The following is a 20,014-nucleotide window of genomic DNA, read 5'->3' on the forward strand; positions in this document are numbered from 1 at the left end:
TATTGCCAGTGTCGGCGCCGAACCGCAGGTTGCAGAGGGGCGAGCGGGTGACAGTCGCACAGCCGCAGGACGCCGAATGGCTGGCAAAGCTACACAAGCAGCTGCTGTCGGACGATTCGATCCAGTTTGACCTGCCGACGCTGGTTCAGCCCACGCCGCCGGAATGGCTGAGGCCTTTTCTGGACGCATTGGCGAAGATCGGCCCTTACATGATCTATCTGTTCTGGGGCGCTGTGATCACCGGCGTCGCAGTCATCGCGCTTCTCGTCGCCCTCGAAGCGAAGGGGGTGGCCTGGCGCCTGCCGTGGCGGCGCGCCCGCAAGGAGACCGAGGCTGAAGAGGCATGGCGCCCGGACGCCGCGGCGGCGCAGATCCTGCTGTCCGAGGCCGACGCACTCGCCGCACGCGGCGACTATGAGGAGGCGGTGCATCTTCTGCTTCGGCGCAGCGTCGCCGACATTGCGGGGCGACTGCCCGACTTCCTGCGCCCGTCGCTGACGTCGCGCGACATTGCCACGGCCCCATCGCTGCCGTCGCGGGCGCGCCAGGCATTCAGCGAGATCGCGCGCATCGTCGAGGCTGCCCTGTTCGCCCGCCGGCCGGTTGGGGCCGAGGGCTGGCAGCAAGCACGCGGCGCCTATGAGCGCTTCGCCTTCCGGGATGCCTGGACATGAGCGCGCCGACCGTCGAGGCGGTGCAGGAACCGTTCAGCCGAAAAACCCTGTTCTGGGGCATTTTTGCCAGCCTGCTCGCGGCGGCGGGATTTTTCCTGCTGTCGACCTACGCGCCCGACTTCCGCCAGCCGGAAGGTGGCGGCACGCCTCTCTCCAAGGGCGGCTCCGGCTATGCCGGGCTCGTCGAATGGCTGAAACTTGCCAATGGACAGTCGGCGCCCATGGCCCGAAGCGAGGAGGCTCTAAGTTCCGGCTTGGCATCGCGTTTCCTGCTGATCGTCACCATCGCGCCGAACAGCGATCCGGCTGCGCTGGCGAGAATCGTCAAGCTTCGCTCGGGCAAGGCCACGCTGTTCGTGTTGCCCAAATGGATCACCTTGCCGCAGCAAGACCATGAAGGCTGGGAGATGAAGATCGAACGGCTGCCCGATACGGTCGTCAACGACTGGCTCGGCCGCATCACCAAGGCAAAGCTCGGTGAAGGCGACAGCACCATAAAACAACTTGATGTCGAAGGCCGTACAGTCGCTGCGCCCGACGAGTTGAAGTGGGTGGCCGACAATCACCCCTTGATCGCGGCGGGTACAGGAAGAGCCGTTCTCACCGAGCTCGACAAAGAGCCGTTCTACATCCTGACCGACCCGGATCTCATCAACAATGCGGCGCTGAAGGATCCGCAAAAGGCGGCGGCGGCACTCGACATGATAGCCATGCTGGAGCCCGGCAAGGGCGCGGTGATGTTCGACCTGACATTGCATGGCATCGGGCAGAAATACGATCTGGCGAAACTCCTGGTCGAGCCGCCCTTCCTGGCGCTAACGCTGTCGGTGCTGGCGGCCGCCGCACTTGCCTTCCTGCACGGGCTCGGCCGGTTCGGACCGCCGCGCACGGAGGGCCGCGCCATCGCCTTCGGCAAACGGGCGCTGGTCGACACGACGGCGATGCTTTTGAAACGCGCCGGGCGGATCGAGGAGCTCGGCGACCGTTATGCGATGCTGATGCGTGCGCGCGCCAGCGCATTGCTCGGCGCGCCGCAAGGCTTGCCAGGCGAAGCGCTCGACCGCTGGCTCGATTCCCGCGACCGCGGCGAACCGCAGGGTTTCAGCCGTCGCTTCAAGGCCGCGAACGAAGCTGGGAATCTGGCTCAAATGCATGAAGCAGCACAGGCGCTGCATGACTGGACGACAAGGAGGCTCGGTGAACGTCGATGATGTGAAGGCCCTGGCGACCGCGATCAGGGAAGAAGTGGCGAAAGCGATCACCGGGCAGCACGACACGGTCGATCTGATGCTGACGGCATTGTTCGCCGGCGGACACATATTGCTCGAAGGCCCGCCGGGAACCGCCAAGACGATGACCGCGCGATGCTTCGCGCAAGCACTCGGCGTTGCCTATGGCCGCATCCAGTTCACGCCCGACCTGATGCCTGGCGATATCGTCGGCTCCAACATCTACAATTTCCAGAGCGGGCAGTTCACGCTGACGCGCGGACCGATCTTCTGCGACCTCTTGCTTGCCGACGAAATCAACCGCACGCCGCCGAAGACGCAGGCCGCACTCTTGGAAGCCATGCAGGAACATGCCGTCACCTTCGACGGCACGACGCATGCGCTCAGCCAGAACTTCATGGTGGTGGCGACGCAGAACCCGATCGAGCATCAGGGCGTCTATCCCCTGCCCGAAGCCCAGCTCGACCGTTTCCTGTTCAAGCACCGGGTAAGCTATCCCGATGCACAGGAGGAACGTGCCATCATCGTGCATCACGGCGGCGGTTCCGCCTCGCACGACATCAAGCAATACGGCATCAAGGCGCAGACCGACCGCAAGACGCTGGAGGCAGCACTTGCCACCGTCGGCGATGTCACGCTGGTCGACGATATCGTCGGCTACATCGCAGCCCTTGTGCGCGGCACCCGCGAAAGCCCGGATCTGGAGGTTGGCGCCAGTCCTCGCGCCGGCGCCATGCTGGCGCGTGCCGCCCGTGCCAGGGCAGCGCTCGACGGCCGCGCCTATGTCATTCCCGACGACGTGAAGGCGCTGGCCGTGCCAGCGCTGCGCCACCGCGTCATCCTGTCGCCGGCGGCGCAGATCGACGGACGGCTGGTGGAGCAGATCGTCTCGGACCTTGTCGACCAGACGGCAGCGCCCCGTTGATCTACCCAAGCGGCAAAGCGGTTTGGGCAGCCGCGGCGGGTGCCATCCCCGCCTTCCTGATCGCGCTTGCACTGCCCTCCTTCTGGTATCTCGGCCTGTTGTGGATCTGCATTCTGCTCGCCTTCCTGGCGGTCGATGCAGCGGCCGGGCGCGGACGCGCCTCACTCAGCGCCAGTCTTTCGGCACCGCCGCAGGTCGGCGTCGGCGGGCGTTTTACCGTACATGTCGCGGCCAGCCTCGGCCAGCGGGCGCGTATGTTGCAAGCGCGCGTCGGCCACGATCAGCGTGTTGAGCCGGTCACCCGCACAGGCGGCGCGTTGCCGGCGAAAGGCGGCACGCTCGATCTCGAATTCACGGCACGGAGGCGCGGCATTGCCAGTTTCGACCGGATCTGGTTGCGCTGGAACGGCCCGTTCGGGCTGATCTGGAACCAGGTCGTCCTGCCGATGGACCGCAAGGTGGCGATACTGCCTGATGTCAGCAGCGCACGCGACGAGGCGATCACCTTGCTGCAGCGCTCCGCGCTCGCCGACGGCCACGCGCAAAGGCGGGCCGGCCAGGGCCGCGAGTTCGAGGCGCTGAAGGACTATCAGCCAGGCATGGGCCGGCGGATGATCGACTGGAAGCGCAGCGCGCGCCACGGCAAGCTTCTGGCGCGCGAGTTCAGGGTCGAGGAGAACAACAACATCGTGCTGGCGATCGACAGCGGGAGGCTGATGTGCGAACCGGTCGACGGTGTGCCGAAAGTCGACCGGGCGGTAACGGCAGCGCTGTTGTCGGCCTTCATTGCGCTCAAGGGCGGCGACCTCGTCAGCCTGTTCTCCTTCGACGCCAGGCCGCGCGTCTCGAGCGGCGCCGTGCGCGGCTCGGCGAGTTTCATGATGATCCAGAAGCGTGCGGCCGAGATCGACTATTCCAGCGAGGAGACCAATTTCACGCTCGCCCTGACGACATTGGCGGCCAAGCTCGACAGGCGCTCGCTGGTCATCGTCTTCACCGATTTCGTCGACCCGATCAGCGCCGAACTGATGCTGCGCACCGTGGGCCGGCTGACCGAGCGGCATCTGGTTTTGTTCATGCTGATGAAGGATGTCGAACTGGAGACGCTGGCCGACATGCAACCTACGAAGCCCGAGGATGTGGCCCGCGCAGTCACCGCGGGCGGCCTGCTTCGGGAGCGGCAAGTGGTGATCGGCCGGCTGCGGCTGCTGGGCGCGCATGTGATCGAGGCCGACCACCAGCGGCTCGGTCCGGCGCTGGTCGAACGCTATATCCAGCTCAAGGAGGAAAACCTCTTATGACGCTGCCCGCCGGCACCGATGCCGTACGCCAGTCGCTGGCAAGCTTCCGCCAGGAGCGCGAAGCCGACTGGAAGGCGTTCGAGGCGCTGCTTGCGCGCGTCGAGAAACGCGCGCCGCGTACACTTTCGGAAGACGAGTTGCTGTCGCTGCCACTGCTTTACCGTTCGGCACTGTCCTCGCTTTCGGTGGCGCGCGCGACGTCGCTCGACAGCGCGCTGATCGCCTATCTCGAGGCACTCTGCCTGCGCGGCTATTTCTACCTCTATGGCGCACGGCGCGGCCTGAGGCAGCGTGTCGGCGATTTCTTCCTGCGCGACTGGCCGGCGGCGATCCGCGATCTGTGGCGCGAGACCTGGGTCTCGGTCGGACTGACGGTGATCGGCGCGATTGCCGCCTACTGGCTGGTAGCCTCCGACAGCCGCTGGTACGACGCCATCATTGCGCCCAGCCTCGCCGGCGGGCGCAATCCGGACTCGTCGGTGGAGACGCTGCGCAACGTGCTTTATGACAACGGCGGCGACCATTTCCTGTCCGGCTTCGCCGCCTATCTGTTCACCCACAACACGCAGGTGGCGATCCTGGCTTTTGCACTGGGCTTCGCTTTCGCGGTGCCCAGCGTGCTGCTGATCCTGATGAACGGATGCATGCTGGGCGCGCTGTTCCAGGTCTACGCGGCCAAGGGGTTGGGCTTCGAGCTCGGCGGTTGGCTGTCGATCCACGGCACGACGGAATTGTTCGCCATCGCGCTGGCTGGCGCGGCCGGCATGCGGATCGGCACACGCATCGCCTTCCCCGGGGAACTGACCCGGATGGCGGCCGCGGCCCAGGCGGGGCGGGTGGCGGCGACCGCCATGGTCGGCGTCATGATCATGCTTCTGTTTGCCGGCCTGCTCGAAGGCATCGGCCGGCAGACGATCACCAGCGATGCGACGCGCTACGCCATAGGTGGCGGCATGCTGGCGTTATGGATCGCCTATTTCTACCTGTTCCGGATGGTGCGGCATGGCAACGGCTAGGAACCCTGCCGCGCTAACGAGGCCGCTGATCACGCCGGAAGGCGTCGATCTCAGGGTCAAGCTGGCCGACGCCGGCACACGGGCCGCAGCCTTCCTGCTCGATGTGGTGATCATCGTCGCCGCCGCTGTTGTGGTCACCCTCGTCGTCATCTTCGGCCTCGGCGGCCTTGGCGTGAAGGAGGCGGAGCCGCTCTTCATCGTCTGGATGATCTTCATCTTCCTGCTGCGCAACGTCTATTTCATCGCCTTCGAGGCGGGGCGGCGGGCCGCGACGCCCGGCAAGCGGATCGTCGGCGTGCGGGTCGCCTCGCGCAGTGGCGCGGGTCTCACCATCGATCAGGTCATCGCGCGCAACCTGATGCGCGAGATCGAGGTTTTCCTGCCGCTGTCGATCATCGCCGCGCGCGGCGGCGCCGGCGTCGCCGACACGCTGTCGACGATTTTCGGACTGGTGTGGGCGCTGCTGTTTTCGCTGTTCCTGCTGTTCAACCGCGATCGCCTGCGCATCGGCGACCTGCTAGCCGGAACCTGGGTGGTAGAGACGCCGAAATTCAAGCTGGTCGAGGATCTTTCGCAGCGCCAAGACCCGATTGCCAAGCGCTTCCATTTCAGCCCGGCGCAGCTCGACGCCTATGGCATCGCCGAGTTGCACAAGCTGGAGGAAGTGCTGCGCCGCGACGACTATTTCGCGATGAAGGCCGTTGCCGAGACCATCGGCGGCAAGATCGGCGCGAAGATCGAGCCTGTCGATTCAAAGGCCTTTTTGACCGCCTATTACGGTGAGTTGAGGGCGCATCTGGAGCGCAAGCTTCTGCTTGGAAACCGCAAGGCCGACAAATATGCGCGGTAGCAACCCACAGCCAACGAGCCTGCTATGAACATGAACACGTCGCCGTCCGACCTCGAACTTCAGGACATGGAGGCCCGGGCGGCTGCGGCCCAGTGCGGTCCGTGGAAGTCATGGATCGAGGGCCGGGATTTTCTAAGCGGATCGAATTTCATCCAAACCGGGGAAGGAGCTGACCGAGGCGAAGATATCGAACTGAGCGGTGCTACTGTCGCTGACCAAGATTTCATAGCAGCCGCACGCCAGGACATCCCTCGCCTCGTAGCCGAAGTCCGCAGACTTCGCGGAATCCTCGATCATACCGCATAGGGAGGCAGCGAGGACTGCCTCACCTCAGCCACTTCTCATAGTCGGCCACCAGCAGGTGCACCGGGGCGACATCTTCGTCGATGTTGGAGAAGCGGCCGATCGGCTCGCGGAAGACATTGTCGGTGAGGTCGTCGTTGACCGTCGACACCTCGCCGATCAGCACATCCTTGCCCTCGGCCCAGAAGGCGTGCCAGACGCCGGGCAAAAGCGTGACGCTCTGGCCCGGGTCGAGCTTGAGCAGACCGCCCGCGGGCAGTCGGTGGATGGTTCCGTCGACCGGCACCGACACCTCAGCCTTGGGGTCGATGCCGCCGTCGCGATCGTGCATGAACAGTTCCAGCACCAGCTTGCCGCCGCCACGGTTGATGATGTCCTCGGCCTTGATGTTGTGGCGGTGCATCGGCGACAACTGGTCCTTGCGCGAGATCATGATCTTCTCGGCATAGAGCATGCCCATGCCCTTCTTCATGTCCTCGTAGCGGCCATTGCGCACGGTGAACAGGAACAGGCCGAGCTCCTTGAACTTCTCCTGGCCGTAGTCGGTGATGTCCCAGCCGAGCCGCGAGGTATAGATCGCCGAGGAATCGACTTGGCGCGCCTTCATCTCCTCCGGCGACCAGTAGGCGAAGGGCGGCATGATGTAGCCGAACGAGCGGATGAAAGCGTCGGCTTCGCGGATGATGTCGTTGATGGCGGAGCGTTTCATGATCGTGGTCCTTCGTGTCGACTTTTTCGACAAATCGCATAGCCGAACGCCGCTGCGGTGTCGATCCACCTTGCCGCCTGCCCCGCCCTTGGCAACACGCGGATGGCCCACCGATCCGGTCCGCTGGCCGCGTGACATCACGCGCTTTCAAGCTCATAAACCCTGCGAATTCTCACAGGAATAGAAGATGCCGACGATCCACGACCTCGATACGCCGTCGATCCTGATCGACGCCGCGCGCGCTGAAGCCAATATTGCCCGCGCGCAGGCCCATGCCGACAGAAACGGGCTAAAACTCAGGCCGCACATCAAGACGCACAAGCTGCCTTACTGGGCGAAGAAGCAGGTGGCGGCAGGTGCCGTCGGCATCACATGCCAGAAGATCGGCGAGGCCGAGGTGATGGCCGATGCCGGGTTGTCCGACATCTTTCTGCCCTACAACATTCTCGGCCGTGCCAAGCTTGAACGGCTGAAGGCGCTGCACGGTCGCGTCACCCTGTCGGTCACAGCGGACAGCATGGAGACGCTGGAGGGGCTCGCAGCGACTTTCACCGATGCCGGCCACCCCCTGCCGGTGCTGGTCGAATGCGACACCGGCATGGGCCGCTGCGGCGTGCAAACGTCCGATGAAGCGGTGGCGCTGGCAAGGCTGATCGACAAGGCCGGTGGTCTCGCCTTCGGCGGGCTGATGACCTATCCGGCCGCCGGCCGCGCGGCCGAGGCCGAAGCCTGGCTCGCTGGTGCCAAACAGGCGCTGGCCGCTTCTGGTCTCGCCTGCGAGCGCATCTCCAGCGGCGGCACGCCTGATATGTGGCGCTCCAGCGAAGCATCCGTCGTCACCGAATACCGCCCCGGCACCTACATCTATCTCGACCGCTATCAGGTCGCCAAAGGCGTCGGCACCCTGGACGATTGCGCGCTGACGGTGCTGTCGACGGTGGTCAGCCGTCCGACGCCAACACGCGCCATTTTGGACAGCGGCAGCAAGGCGCTGTCCAGCGACACGCTCGGGCTGAAGGATTTTGGCGAGCTGCTCGGCGCTCCCGACGCAAGGGTCACCGGGCTCAGCGAAGAACACGGCACCGTCACGCTTTCCGGTGACGCGAAGCTGCGCATCGGCGAGCGCGTGCGCGTGGTGCCTGACCATTGTTGCGTCGTCACCAATTTGTTCAATGAGGTCAATCTCATCGACGGCGAGAAGGTGCTGGACACACTGCCGGTGGCAGCGCGGGGGAAAATGGGATGAGTGGCCCACCCTTCTCTCCCTGTGGGAGAAGGTTAAGCCCGCTCCGCTTGGCGCGCCGCCACACGCCGCATCGCGATCACCCGGCGGCGGCGGATTTCGGTGCGCATCGCCATCAGGTGCAAGGCGAAGAACAGCACCGTGAAGCCGACAGCCATGACCAGCAGCGGCCATAGCAGGCTGGGATCAATGGTCGGGCCGCCGAGGCGGAACACCGAGGCCGGCTGGTGCAGCGTGTTCCACCAGTCGACCGAGAATTTGATGATCGGGATGTTGATGAAGCCGACCAGCGTGATGATGGCGGCGGCCCAGGCGGCGCGGCTGGCATCGTCGAGCGCGCGGGTCAGCGCAATAATGCCGAGATACATCAGGAACAGCACGAAGACAGAGGTCAGGCGTGCGTCCCAAACCCACCAGGTGCCCCACATCGGCTTGCCCCAGATCGAACCGGTGATCAGCGCAAGTGCTGTGAAGACGGCGCCGATGGGAGCCGCCGATTTCAGCGCGACATCGGCCAGCGGGTGCCGCCAGACCAGCGTGCCAAGGGCCGACACCGCCATCAGCGTGTAGCACATCATGGCGAGCCAGGCGAAAGGCACGTGGATGTACATGATGCGGACGGTGATGCCTTGCTGGAAATCCTCGGGCGCCGCGAAGCTCATATAGAGGCCGACGGCAAGGATGAGTGCGGCAATCGTTGCCAGCCACGGCACGATCTTGTCGGCCAACGCGACGAAGCGTGTCGGGTTGGCAAGGTCCATCCAGCCGCTCAGGCGTGAAGTCGTGTCGCTCATGCGACTTTACATAGACCGCCGGCGCGATCGGGGCAATCGAGCGGTGGTGTCGCAGGCTTTGTTACCCCTTGTGGGGAGGGTCGCTGCGAAGCAGCGGGGTGGGGGGCGCTGCCCCCACCCGGACCTTCGGTCCGACCTCCCCACGAGGGGGAGGTAAAAGGACTATGCTTACGCGGCCTCGCCCTGCACGGAGCGGCTGAGGCGGCGGACTTCTTCGTCGTTGAGCAGGCCGCCGGCGCGCAGCAGGCTGGCAAAGCGGCCGTTGCGCAGCGACAGTTCGGCGAAGCCACCCATTTCGACCACCCTGCCCTTGTCCATGAACACGACCAGATCGGCGTCGCGAACGGTGGTCAGGCGGTGGGCGATGATGAAGGTGGTGCGGTCGCGCCTCAGTTCGTCGATCGCTTCCTTGACGCGGTCCTCGGTCTCGACGTCGAGCGCGCTGGTCGCCTCGTCGAGCACCAGGATCGGGGCGTCCTTGAGCACGGCGCGGGCAATGGCGATGCGCTGACGCTCGCCACCCGACAGCTGGCCCCCGCGCTCGCCGACCACCGTGTCGTAGCCATTGCTCTTGGCCAGGATGAAATCCTGCGCGGCAGCCGCGATGGCTGCGGCATGGATCTCGTCATTGCTGGCTTCGGCGCGGCCGACACGGATGTTGTCCTCGATCGAGCGGTTGAGAAGCCCGGCATCCTGGAACACGGTGGCGATCGAATGGCGCAGCGACTTGCGGCTCACCGAGCGGGTGTCGATGCCGTCGATCAGGATACGGCCGCTGGACGGCGAGAAGACGCGCTGCAGCAGGTTGATCAGCGTCGTCTTGCCGGCACCCGTCGGTCCGACGATGGCGACGGTCTGGCCGGCCTGGACCTCGAAGGAGACGTCGCTGACGCCCTGCCCCGAATTGGCGAATTCGAAGCCGACATCCTCGAAACGGACATGGCCGGTGACGTTGGTGAGATCGCGCAGGCCATCCGGCTCGGCGGTATCGGCGGCCGAGTCCTCGAGCTTGTAGAACTCCTCAAGCTTGGCGCGGGCTTCCGAAATCTGGTTGGCGAAAGCCGACATCTGGTCGAGCCGCGAGATCAGCAGCGTGGCAAAGCCGGTGAAGGCGATGACATCGCCGATGCGCAACTGGCCATGGGTGACCAGATAGGCTCCGATCAGAAGCACCACCATCATCGAGATCGTCGACGACAGACGGTTGAGCGCATTGGCGATAGCCCACCAGTCGAGCACCGGGTTTTGCGCATCCAGCAGATTCTTGACGTACCGGCGCAGCGTCTCGGCCTCATGACCAAGGCGGTTGTAGCTCTGGAGAACGGCAACGTTGCTGACGGAGTCCGTCACATGCGCGAACACCTTGTGATAGTGGCGCTCAACGGCCGCCTGGCCTGCCTTGGTTCGCTTCATCACCAGCCGGCCGATGCAGACATAGAGCACACCGAGCACGAGCAGCACCATCGACATGCGCACGTCCATGGCGAGAGCCGTCGGCACCAGCAGAACCAGCGCCACCGCCGTCGACAGATGCTGGCGCATGAATTCGAGCCACAGGCTGAACAGCGTCTCGACCGCGCGCAACAGCGTGTGCAGGGCGTTGGAGGTGCCGCGCTGGTGGTGCCAGGCGAGCGGCATTGTGATCACGCGCTCGAAGGACTCGCAGAGCACTTCGCTGCGGCGGGCATGCGCGAAACGGTCGGCGCCGCGCGAGACCAGAACGACGGCCAAGACATTGAACGCGCCGAGGCCGGCCCAGACGGCGAGCGTCGAAAACACCGAACCGTGATCGGAGATAGCGTCGATAACCCGGCCGAACATGATCGGCTCGAGGATGGCAACCATGGCCAGCGCGACATTGGCGCCGCAAATCAGCGCGACGCGCTTCTTGTCGGCGGCCAGATACCCCAGCGCTCTCCAATAGATCTGCAGAAGTGACACTTCAGCTACTCCGCCAACTCTCTATTGTGCCCAATACCAATATTGTGCACTGCACCATTCCTTGACACGTAACGGTTGATGCGTCGCAAAACAATGCCCGTCTATCGCTTCCGTTCCCATTTAGCGAACAAAACATGACGACGATGCGAAATCTGACGTGATCACCTAACGGTTTGAGATAAAAGGTGAAATGCCAGCCTTGCGGCAAAATCATGGCAGCAGCCGAGCACTGCCACATTTTTAATCACGACCGTATTGCAAGGCTTAATCGGGAGGCATCTTGCCGGCGCAGTGGCGGATCGCGCGCAAGTAACGAGACGCAGGGTCGCGCGTCCCGAAGGACGCGCGAACAAGCAACCCAAGCTGTTGATTTTACCCCGGTATCTTGACCACGATCTCGGTCTTTGTGCCGGCTTTGGGTTCGAATGAAGCGGACTTTGTTTTCGAACCATCGACTTCTAGCGAGATCGTCTTGGTCTTTTTGTCGCGAACGACGTGAACCTTGATCTCTGCACCCAGCATCTTGAGCGTGGCGTGGTAGCCATCCCAGTGGCTGGGCAGTTTGGGCCGGAACGTGATCTGCTTGCCGCGCCGTTCGATGCCAAGGATGCCTTCGACCGCCGCACGGTAGAGCCAGCCCGCCGAGCCGGTGTACCAGGTCCAGCCGCCGCGCCCGCCCTTGTCGTCTCCGGCATAGATATCGGCGGCGACCACATAGGGTTCGACACGGTATTGCTCGGCCGAAGCCTCATCGGATGCGTGGTTGACCGGATTGAGCATCGAGAAGCAGCGATAGGCTTCATCGGTCTGCCCCATCTCGGCCAGCGCAATGACGAACCACGTCGCCGCATGGGTGTACTGGCCGCCATTCTCCCGCACGCCCGGCGGATAGCTCTTGATATAGCCGGGGTCCTTCTGCGTCTTCGAGAAGGGTGGCGTGAACAGCTTGACGATCTTGAGCTTGTCGTCGACGAGCAGGCTGGTCGCCTGCTGCATCGCCGTCGTCGACCGCGCCGGGTCGCCCTCGCCCGAAAGCACGCTCCAGGACTGGGCTATGGAGTCGATCCTGCACTCTTCGGATGTACGCGACCCCAAAGCCGTGCCGTCGTCAAAACTGCCGCGCCTGTACCATTCGCCGTCCCATGCCGTGCTCTCAAGCGCCCGCTTCAGCGCCTCGGCATGCTTTGCCCAGGCCTGCGCGCGCTTGCTGTCGCCTTCGCTCTTGGCGACGGCGGCGAAGTCGCCAAGCGTCTTCAGCAGGAACCAGCCCAGCCATACGCTCTCGCCCTTGCCGTGCTCGCCGACACGGTTCATGCCGTCGTTCCAGTCGCCGCCAAGGATCAGCGGCAGGCCGGCGGGGCTGCTGCGCTTGATGGCAAGGTCGAGCGCACGCGCGCAATGGTCGTAGAGCGACACCGTCTTCTTCAAGATTTCCGGGGTGAAGAAGGCATCATGCTCGCCCTCGCCCAGCGCCTGTCCATCGATGAAGGGCAACTGCTCCTTCAGGATGGCGGCGTCGCCGGTCACACTGAGATAGCGCGCCGTGGCGTGGGCCAGCCAGACCACGTCGTCGGAAATCATGGTGCGCACGCCGGCTCCGGTGCGCGGCAGCCACCAGTGCTGCACGTCGCCCTCCGGGAACTGCCGCCGCGCGGCGTTGAGGATCTGGTCGCGCGCCAACGTCGGATCATGCGCCAGCAGCGCCAGCGTGTCCTGCAACTGGTCGCGGAAGCCGAAGGCGCCGCTTGCCTGATAGAAGGCCGAGCGGGCGCGGATGCGGCAGGCAAGGCTCTGATAGGGCAGCCAGTGATTGACCATGGCATCGAGCGTCTTATCCGGCGTCTCGACCTGAATGGTATCGAGGAACGCGCGCCACTCGCGCTCGTTGTCGGCCAGGCGCTGGTCGAAATCCTTGCCCCGGTGCGTCTGCACCAGTGCGCTCGCCTGCGCAGGGGTGTCGGCATCGCCGAGCAGCCAGAGCAGCGTGACGTCGCCGCCGGCCGGGATCTCGACATCGCGGGCGATCGCCGCGCAGGGATCGTCCCCGGCCTCGACACGGCCCGACAGCGCCGCGCCGGTCAGCACCGCCTGCGGCAGTTCGCTGGACCCGTGCCGGCCGAGGAATTCGGAGCGATCCGTCGTCACCGAATGAACAGCGGCATCGGCGGCGAGGAAGGCCACCCGCTCGCTGAAATCGAGCCCGTAGGGGTTTTGCGCCAGCAACGCGCCGGTCGCCCCGTCGCGCGACGGCACGATGGTAGCGGCCGTGCGCGAGCGATGCCCGCCAAGCACCCATTCGGCATAGGCATAGACGCGCAGCCGCGCCGGCACCGAGCCGGAATTCTGAATGCGCAGCCGCGTGATCTTCACCGGATCGACGGGGTCGACCACATGGGTCAGGTCCATCGACAAGGGCCCACGCTTCGAGCGGAAGGTGGAGAAGCCCTGACCATGCCAGGCTTCGTAGGTCATCGAGGGATCGCGCACCACCGCGGCGATCGGCGAGAACGCCCTGCCACTGGCCTGATCGTAGATATAGACGCCCTCGCCCGGCCGGTTGGAGACCGGATCGTTCGACCACGGCGTCAGCTGGTAGTCGCGGCTGTTGCGGCTCCAGGTGAAGGCGGCGCCCTCGGCGGACGTATGGAAGCCGAACGAGGCGTTGGACACGACGTTGATCCAGGGCTGCGGCGTGGTGCGCCGGCCGGCCAGACGGACCACATAGTGCCGTCCGTCGCCGTCGAAACCGCCAAAGCCGTTCCATTGGCTGAGGCCGGTGCCATCGGCACTGACATCCGCCACGGCCTGCGAGGCGAATGCATGCACCGTGTACGCCGGCGCTGGAATTTCACGCAGCGTCGGCAATCCGGTGGGCAGCAGAGTGTCGCGCGCCTGCAAAGCAGCCGCTTCGGCCCGCTCGATCTGATCGAAGATGGTGCCGTTGCGTGTATGCAGCACCACCCGGGCGACGGCGAGCAGCGTCTTGTAGGTGGTCTCTTCCATCAGGTCGCGGCGCACCGCGAAAATGTGCTGGCGGGGGCCAAGTTCCTTGCCGCGCAGACGGCTGTTTTCGCACAGCGTCTCGACCGCACGCTGCAGGTCCTGGACGTAGGACGAGGCCTGCTCGTTGACGACGACGAAGTCGATCATCATGCCTCGGGTGCGCATATACTCCTGGAAGCGCAGCGCCTGGGCAACGATCTCCAGATCGGCAACGTCGCCGATCCTGACCAGGAAGATTGGGAAATCGCCCGAAATGCTGGTCGGCCACAGGCTCGACTGCTTGCCGAGGCCCGAAGCGATAGATTCGGCCGGCAGGCGCAGGAACGCATCGGGATAGATCAGATAGCGCGCCAGTTTCTGTACATTGGCGGCGTCGGTCAGGCTGAGGCCCATATGGCGGGTCTGTACCTGGCTGCGCGTCCAGGCAAGCATGGCCTGGCGGGCAAAGCTCTCCTGATGGTCGAGGCGGTTTATCGCCTCTTCCAGCTCGGGGCGGTTGGCTCCGACCACGGTCCAGAAGGTCAGCGATATCTTCTTGTTGGCGGGCACGCGCACCTGACGGCGCAGCGAGGCGATGGGATCGAGCGTGAAGCCGGAATGGCCGCCGAGCCTGGCGCCCGGATCGAAGGCGGCGGCATCGACGATGGAGCGGCCACGGCCGATGAAGGCACGCCTGTCGGTCTCGGCCTCGGCATCACGCGCCGGTCCGGACGGATCGGTGACGAAATGCGCCAGGGTGATATCGGGCTCGCTGGTTTCGCGCTTGCGGCGCGTGGCGAAGATCGCGCCGTTGTTGGCAGCGATTTCGGTCTCCACGAACATCTTCGAGAAGGCCGGATGCGCGTTGTCGGAAGCCTCCGAACCCAGCACCAGCTCGGCAAAGGACGTCACCTCGATGTGACGGTCGGATGTGCTTTCATTGTAGAGCGTGATGCGACGGCCTTCGCCATTGCCTTCGGAAACGACGATGCATTCAACCTCGGAGCGCAACGTGCCGACCGATTTGACGAAGCTCGCCTTGTCGTCGGAGAACAGGGTCTGCGCCTTCTCCTCAGGCGCGCGCTTTGGCTCCGCCGTCGCCGACCACCAGTCACCCGTGCTGACGTCACGCAGGAAGATATAGGAGCCCAAACGGTCCTCGACCGGGTCCGGCTGCCAGCGGGTCACTGACAGATCGCCCCAGCGGCTGTAGCCGGAGCCTGTCGCGGTCACCATCACCGAATAGCGGCCGTTCGACATCACATTGGTCGAACGCAATGCCCGCAGGGGATCGAGCACAATGCGGGTGTCGGGGCTCTCGGTCTCGGTCTCGTCTTTCGCGCGCTCGTCAGCTTCGGTCCTGACGGTCGCGGTCGGGATGTCGCGCGGCGCCCTCTCCTGCAGCAAGAGTTCGGCCGATTCAATGACCGGATCGCTGTGGAAACGGTCGCGCAGGCGGCCCTCGAAGATCGCGTCGGCGACCGCCGCGATCGACATGCCCGAATGGTGCGCATAGTAGTTCAGAACGACCGCGTGGTTGGTGCCTTCAGGCACGCGCTGCGGCGTGAAATCGACAGCATCGTAATAGCCATGCGGGCCAAGCGCACCGATCTCGCGCAGACGCTCAAGATTATGCACGGCTTCACGCGGGTTGAACTGCGCCGCCAGTATGGTGGCGTAAGGCGCGATCACCGTGTTCTGGCCAAGGCCGCGCTTCAGCCCAAGCCCGGGCACGCCGAAATTGGTGTACTGATAGGTCAGTTCCCGGTCGCGGGCGTTGTAGGCGGCTTCCGAAATGCCCCACGGCACGTTTTTCTGCCGGCCGTACTGCATCTGGCGCTTGATGATCAGCTTGCTCGTCTGGTTGAGGATCGAGCCTTGCGGCTCCTTCATCACCAGCGGCGGCATCAGATACTCGAACATCGAGCCCGACCAGGACATCAGCGCGCCCTGGAACCCGATCTCGACGATCGGGCGGCCGAGCCGGAACCAGTGCTCGGTCGGCAGGTCGCCCTTGGCGATGGCGAACAGGCTGGTCAGCCGCGCCTCGGATGCGAGAAGGTCGTAGCAGCTTTCGTCGAGCTGGTGCTCCTCGACGCGGTAGCCGATCGACAGCAGCTTGCGTTCCGGCCGCATCAGGAAGGCGAATTCCATCTCGAAGGCGAAACGGCGCGTACGCTCGCGCAAGGTCAGGAGCTTGGCGCGCAGCGCCTCGACGGCGTTGTCGTCGCTGTGGGCGTCGTGAACATGCGCCTCGCAGGTAGCCTCGAGCCTCGCTGCCCAGTCGACGATGACATCGCTCTGGGCCGATGCCGCCTCGGTGTGGATGGCGGTCGCCAGCTTGCGGATCTCGCCCGCCAGCACGGCGAGGTTGATGGTGCGGATCGAGGCCATTTCCGGCTGCGCCTTGATCGTTTCGACGGCGCGCCGCATGCCGTCCAGGCGATCGACGAGACGCTGGCGCAGAGGCCTGAGCTGACGACGGTCGTCGGGCAACTGATCGAGGCTTTCGCTCAGAATGGTGACCGTATCGAGAATGCCTTCGAAATCGCCCTGGAGGTGAACGGACGGTGCTTCCGCCCATTCGGCACAGGCAGCCGCCACCGCCACCAGGTGGCCGGCGAGATTGCCGCTGTCGACGGCCGAAATATAGAGCGGGTAGAGCGGCTTCAGCGTCGTGGTGTCATACCAGTTGAAGAGATGGCCACGGTGGCGCGGCATGCTCTCTATGGTCGTCATGGTGGCGTCGATGCGGGTGATGGCATCCGACAGGCTGATCCAGCCGAAATCACGCGCCGAAACGACCGACAGCAGATAGACGCCGACATTGGTCGGCGACGTGCGCGGTGCCACGACGGGTGCCGGGCTTTCCTGGAAGTTGTCCGGTGGCAGATTGTGGTGCTCTTCGGTGACGAAGCTCTCGAAATAGTGCCAGGTGCGTCGCGCCACGGTGCGCAGCGCATGGATGTCGGCCTGCGATATGCGCAGGCGATCCTCGGTTTCGGCCGAGCGGCTGATCCAGCTGGCGATCGCCGGCGAGCCGATCCAGAACAGGGCGAAGAAGAAGGCGACGAAGGCGCCGGTGGAATCGGCCAGCACCGGAATGGCGAGGCCAACGAAGCCGATGATCACGGCGCCGTACATCATGCCGTAGTAGGAACCGACATCATTGTCGCCGGCCTTGTGCGCCTGCGAGGCGGTGCGCCATTCCAGGAGGTTCTGGCGGCTGACGAACAGCCGGTAGAGCGTGCGCACGATGGCGTCGCCCATCATCCAGGCGTTGTGCGCCATCAGCACGATCTTCAGCGCCACCATGGCGGTGCCGAAGGCGACGTCGCGTGCAAGGGCCGAGAAATGGCCGCGCGGCGTCTGGTCGCCGCTCTTGGGCAGGATGGCGTTGACGACGTCGAAGGTCGGCGCCATGAACAGGCTGAGGATCAGCAGGGCCTGCCATTGCGCGGCCTGCGTGAAGGGCAGCAAGGTCCAGCCGGCAATCGCCGCCATCACCCAGAAGATCGGCGTCAGCGAGCGGCGCAGATTATCGACCATCTTCCAGCGCGACAGGGCCGGAACGCCGGAGCGCGGATCGAGGATGAAGCCCAGCAGCTGCCAGTCGCCGCGTGCCCAGCGGTGGTGGCGCGAGGCGTCGACCGAGTAGCGGGTCGGGTAGTCCTCGACCAGTTCGACGTCGGTGACAAGTGCTGCGCGCGCCAGCGCGCCTTCGAGCAGATCGTGGCTGAGGACGGTGTTTTCCTCGATGCGGCCTTGCAGGGCGGCCTCGAAGGCATCGACGTGGTAGAGGCCCTTGCCGGTGAAAGACCCATCGCTGAAGACGTCCTGATAAAGGTCGGAGACGGCGAAGACGTAGGGGTCCAGACCGCGATTGGCCGAGAACACACGCTGGAAGAACGAAGCCTCGTCGCCTGATGTCAGCGACGCGGTGATGCGCGGCTGCAGGATCGTGTAGCCGGCAGTAACAACGCGTTTGGTGGCGTCGAAATGCGGGCGGTTGAGCGGATGGCAGAGCTTGCCGACGAGGCTCGCCACCGCATCGCGGGTGGTGCGCGTGTCGGCGTCGAGCGTCATCACATGGACGACTTTTTCCGGCAGCGGCACTTCGAGCGGCAGGAAAGTGGTGTCGCTGTCGCCACGCAGCAAAAGGTCAAGCTCATGCAGCTTGCCGCGCTTGCGCTCCCAGCCCATCCAGGCCCCTTGAGCCGCGTTGAAGAGCCGGCGGCGGTGCAGGATGTAGAAGCGCGGCGCGCCTTCGGAGGGATAGCGGGCGTTGAGACGGGCGATCTCGGCACGGGCATATTCGAGGATCTCGGTGTCCGCCGCGTCGATCTCGATCTTGCTGTCGGGCCAGTCCGACAGCAGCGCGAAATGGATCTCGTCCACCAGATTGGCAAGGTAGTGCACTTCGAGGTTGCGGATGTTTTCCTCGACATCGTCGCGCGAGCCGATCAGCGACGGCACAACCACCAGAGTGCGCGCCTCGGGTGGCACGCCGTGCCGATAGTCATAGCCGATCAGGCGTGTCGGTTTGAGGAACAGCGAGACCACGGTGTTGAAGAAGGCCAGCGCGCCCTCGCTCGCCGGCACGGCAAACAGCGCCAGCATCACGATGATCGAGGTCACCGACAGGCCGAGATGGGCCAACGCATTGCCGGTGAGGACAAGAAGCAGGGCCGTCAGGGCGAAGACCGGCAGGACGATGCCTAGCCATCCGGTCTTGGCGAAGGTCCGCTTCACCGTCTGGCTGATGGTCGGCCGATAGCCGATCGCTTTTTCCAGCTCCAGTCGGCGCGGGCCGACGAGGAAGAAGCCGACATCGGTATGCGCGGACGGAGCCGGAGTGGAATCGTCGCCATCACCAACCGATGCGTGTTCACTGGCGGCGTGTTCACTGGCGGCTTGACCGGCCAGTTCAATCGCCTTTTCGGCGACGCGGTATTCCGACAGGTTCGAGCGGCGCGCCAGTTCCTCGATCGCGGTGCGGTATTGGTCGCGCGAGAAGAAGTCGAGCGCGGCGAAATCGGTGCGCTCGCGCAGCACGGTATCGATGCGGCTGACGCCTTCGAACCACACGGTCCAGTCGACGTCGTTGATGAGGCGCAGGCCTCGGATGATGTTGCCGGTCGTCACATTGCCGCTGGACAGCGTGTGATGCTCGGAGATGATGATCTCCTCGGCATCGGAGCCGGTCTTTTCGAGCTCGCCTTCCAGCCATTCCAGGGCCTTGCCGGCATTCTGCGATCCATCGCGCAAGCGATAGAGAAGCTGCGTGGCAAAGGTGGTGTCCTGCGCATGCGCACTGAAATTGGCCAGGATTGCCTGCCGGTCGGCGCTGTCGTCGGTCGCGAGAACCTTGTCAGCCACATCGTTGGATATCTGGCGCATCTGGCGGGTGCGATTGACCCTGACGGCGAGCCGGCGGAGATTTTCGATCAGCACGAAGCGCAGCAGCGACGGCAGCGCCCAGAGTTCACCGATCTTCAGCGGCTCGACCGACTGAAACCCCTGGACGATCGCCTTGAACATGGTCGCCGAGACGGAACTGTCCGAATGCGCCACATAGGTCCAGGCCAGCGCCAGCGCGCGCGGCACGGTGCCGCCACCAGGGAGTTTCAGCGTCGGCAGCTGGCGATAAAAGCGGCGCGGCAGGTCGCGCTTGACCTGGAAAATGGTCTCCTCGACCAGATAGTTGTTGTCGAGCAGCCATTGCGCGGCCGGGGTGATCGTTTCGCCCTTGGCCTGCGCAGCATTGGTCGACCGGTAGACTTCGAGGATCTTCTTGGCGCTGTCGCGGATGCGGACCTGGAAATCGAACGGGATGAGGCCGAACAGGTCGGTGAGATCGCCCTTTGCCAGGCTTTCGCCGAGCAACCGAAGACGCTCCTCGGGCAGGAATGTCGACCGTATCGGCTCTTCCGTGATGGCCGGAAAGCTCGCGCTTGTCTTCTCGATCTGGGCAGGATTCGTCTGAATATTCATTGAAAATTCCGTAAGCGGGCACTCAGCGGCGTCACCGCCACGGCAATGGCCCT

Annotated in this window: 12 protein-coding genes; 8 read left to right on the forward strand and 4 right to left on the reverse strand. The window is 64.5% G+C overall.

Features of this window, described 5'->3' with window-relative positions; genetic code table 11:
- Window positions 1-47: 47 nt before the first annotated feature.
- Genes CKW40_RS20570 through CKW40_RS20600 form a run of 7 tightly spaced genes read left to right on the forward strand, consistent with a single transcriptional unit; the run spans window position 48 to window position 6,301 of the window.
- Window positions 48-674, forward strand: coding sequence for a DUF4129 domain-containing protein (locus CKW40_RS20570; protein ID WP_095201723.1), 627 nt, complete (start codon window positions 48-50; stop codon window positions 672-674).
- Complete coding sequence (locus CKW40_RS20575) at window positions 671-1,885, forward strand: DUF4350 domain-containing protein (protein WP_095201665.1); 1,215 nt, start codon at window positions 671-673, stop codon at window positions 1,883-1,885. The genes CKW40_RS20570 and CKW40_RS20575 overlap by 4 nt, the downstream gene beginning before the upstream one ends.
- Window positions 1,872-2,828, forward strand: coding sequence for an AAA family ATPase (locus CKW40_RS20580; protein ID WP_095201666.1), 957 nt, complete (start codon window positions 1,872-1,874; stop codon window positions 2,826-2,828). The genes CKW40_RS20575 and CKW40_RS20580 overlap by 14 nt, the downstream gene beginning before the upstream one ends.
- Window positions 2,825-4,129, forward strand: coding sequence for a DUF58 domain-containing protein (locus tag CKW40_RS20585; RefSeq protein ID WP_095201667.1), 1,305 nt, complete (start codon window positions 2,825-2,827; stop codon window positions 4,127-4,129). Before CKW40_RS20580 ends, CKW40_RS20585 begins: the two co-directional genes overlap by 4 nt.
- The gene (locus CKW40_RS20590; RefSeq protein WP_095201668.1) at window positions 4,126-5,145 is read left to right on the forward strand and encodes a stage II sporulation protein M; all 1,020 of its coding nucleotides are present in this window, start codon (window positions 4,126-4,128) and stop codon (window positions 5,143-5,145) included. Before CKW40_RS20585 ends, CKW40_RS20590 begins: the two co-directional genes overlap by 4 nt.
- The gene (locus CKW40_RS20595; protein ID WP_095201669.1) at window positions 5,132-5,995 is read left to right on the forward strand and encodes an RDD family protein; all 864 of its coding nucleotides are present in this window, start codon (window positions 5,132-5,134) and stop codon (window positions 5,993-5,995) included. The genes CKW40_RS20590 and CKW40_RS20595 overlap by 14 nt, the downstream gene beginning before the upstream one ends.
- 24 nt (window positions 5,996-6,019) lie before the next feature.
- Entirely contained in the window at window positions 6,020-6,301 is a 282-nt protein-coding gene (locus CKW40_RS20600; RefSeq protein ID WP_244571230.1) for a hypothetical protein, read from the forward strand.
- A 19-nt stretch (window positions 6,302-6,320) separates the two neighbouring features.
- Here the strand turns inward: CKW40_RS20600 and CKW40_RS20605 are convergent, their stop codons facing one another.
- On the reverse strand, window positions 6,321-7,007 hold the full coding sequence (locus tag CKW40_RS20605) for a D-lyxose/D-mannose family sugar isomerase (RefSeq protein ID WP_095201670.1): 687 nt from the start codon (window positions 7,005-7,007) through the stop codon (window positions 6,321-6,323).
- Between the two features lie 187 nt (window positions 7,008-7,194).
- Here CKW40_RS20605 and CKW40_RS20610 point away from each other — a divergent pair, with 187 nt between their 5' ends.
- A complete protein-coding gene (locus CKW40_RS20610; protein WP_095201671.1) occupies window positions 7,195-8,253 on the forward strand; it encodes a D-TA family PLP-dependent enzyme in 1,059 nt (352 codons plus the stop codon).
- A gap of 32 nt (window positions 8,254-8,285) precedes the next feature.
- Here the strand turns inward: CKW40_RS20610 and CKW40_RS20615 are convergent, their stop codons facing one another.
- From CKW40_RS20615 to CKW40_RS20625, 3 genes are all read right to left on the reverse strand, one after another.
- A complete protein-coding gene (locus CKW40_RS20615) occupies window positions 8,286-9,044 on the reverse strand; it encodes a heme ABC transporter permease (RefSeq protein ID WP_095201672.1) in 759 nt (252 codons plus the stop codon).
- 168 nt (window positions 9,045-9,212) lie between these two features.
- On the reverse strand, window positions 9,213-10,985 hold the full coding sequence (locus CKW40_RS20620) for a glucan ABC transporter ATP-binding protein/ permease (RefSeq protein WP_095201673.1): 1,773 nt from the start codon (window positions 10,983-10,985) through the stop codon (window positions 9,213-9,215).
- A gap of 372 nt (window positions 10,986-11,357) precedes the next feature.
- Entirely contained in the window at window positions 11,358-19,961 is an 8,604-nt protein-coding gene (locus CKW40_RS20625; protein ID WP_095201674.1) for a glycoside hydrolase family 94 protein, read from the reverse strand.
- Window positions 19,962-20,014: the final 53 nt, after the last annotated feature.

The organism is Mesorhizobium carmichaelinearum, assembly GCF_900199455.1.
GTDB classification, from domain to species: domain Bacteria; phylum Pseudomonadota; class Alphaproteobacteria; order Rhizobiales; family Rhizobiaceae; genus Mesorhizobium; species Mesorhizobium carmichaelinearum.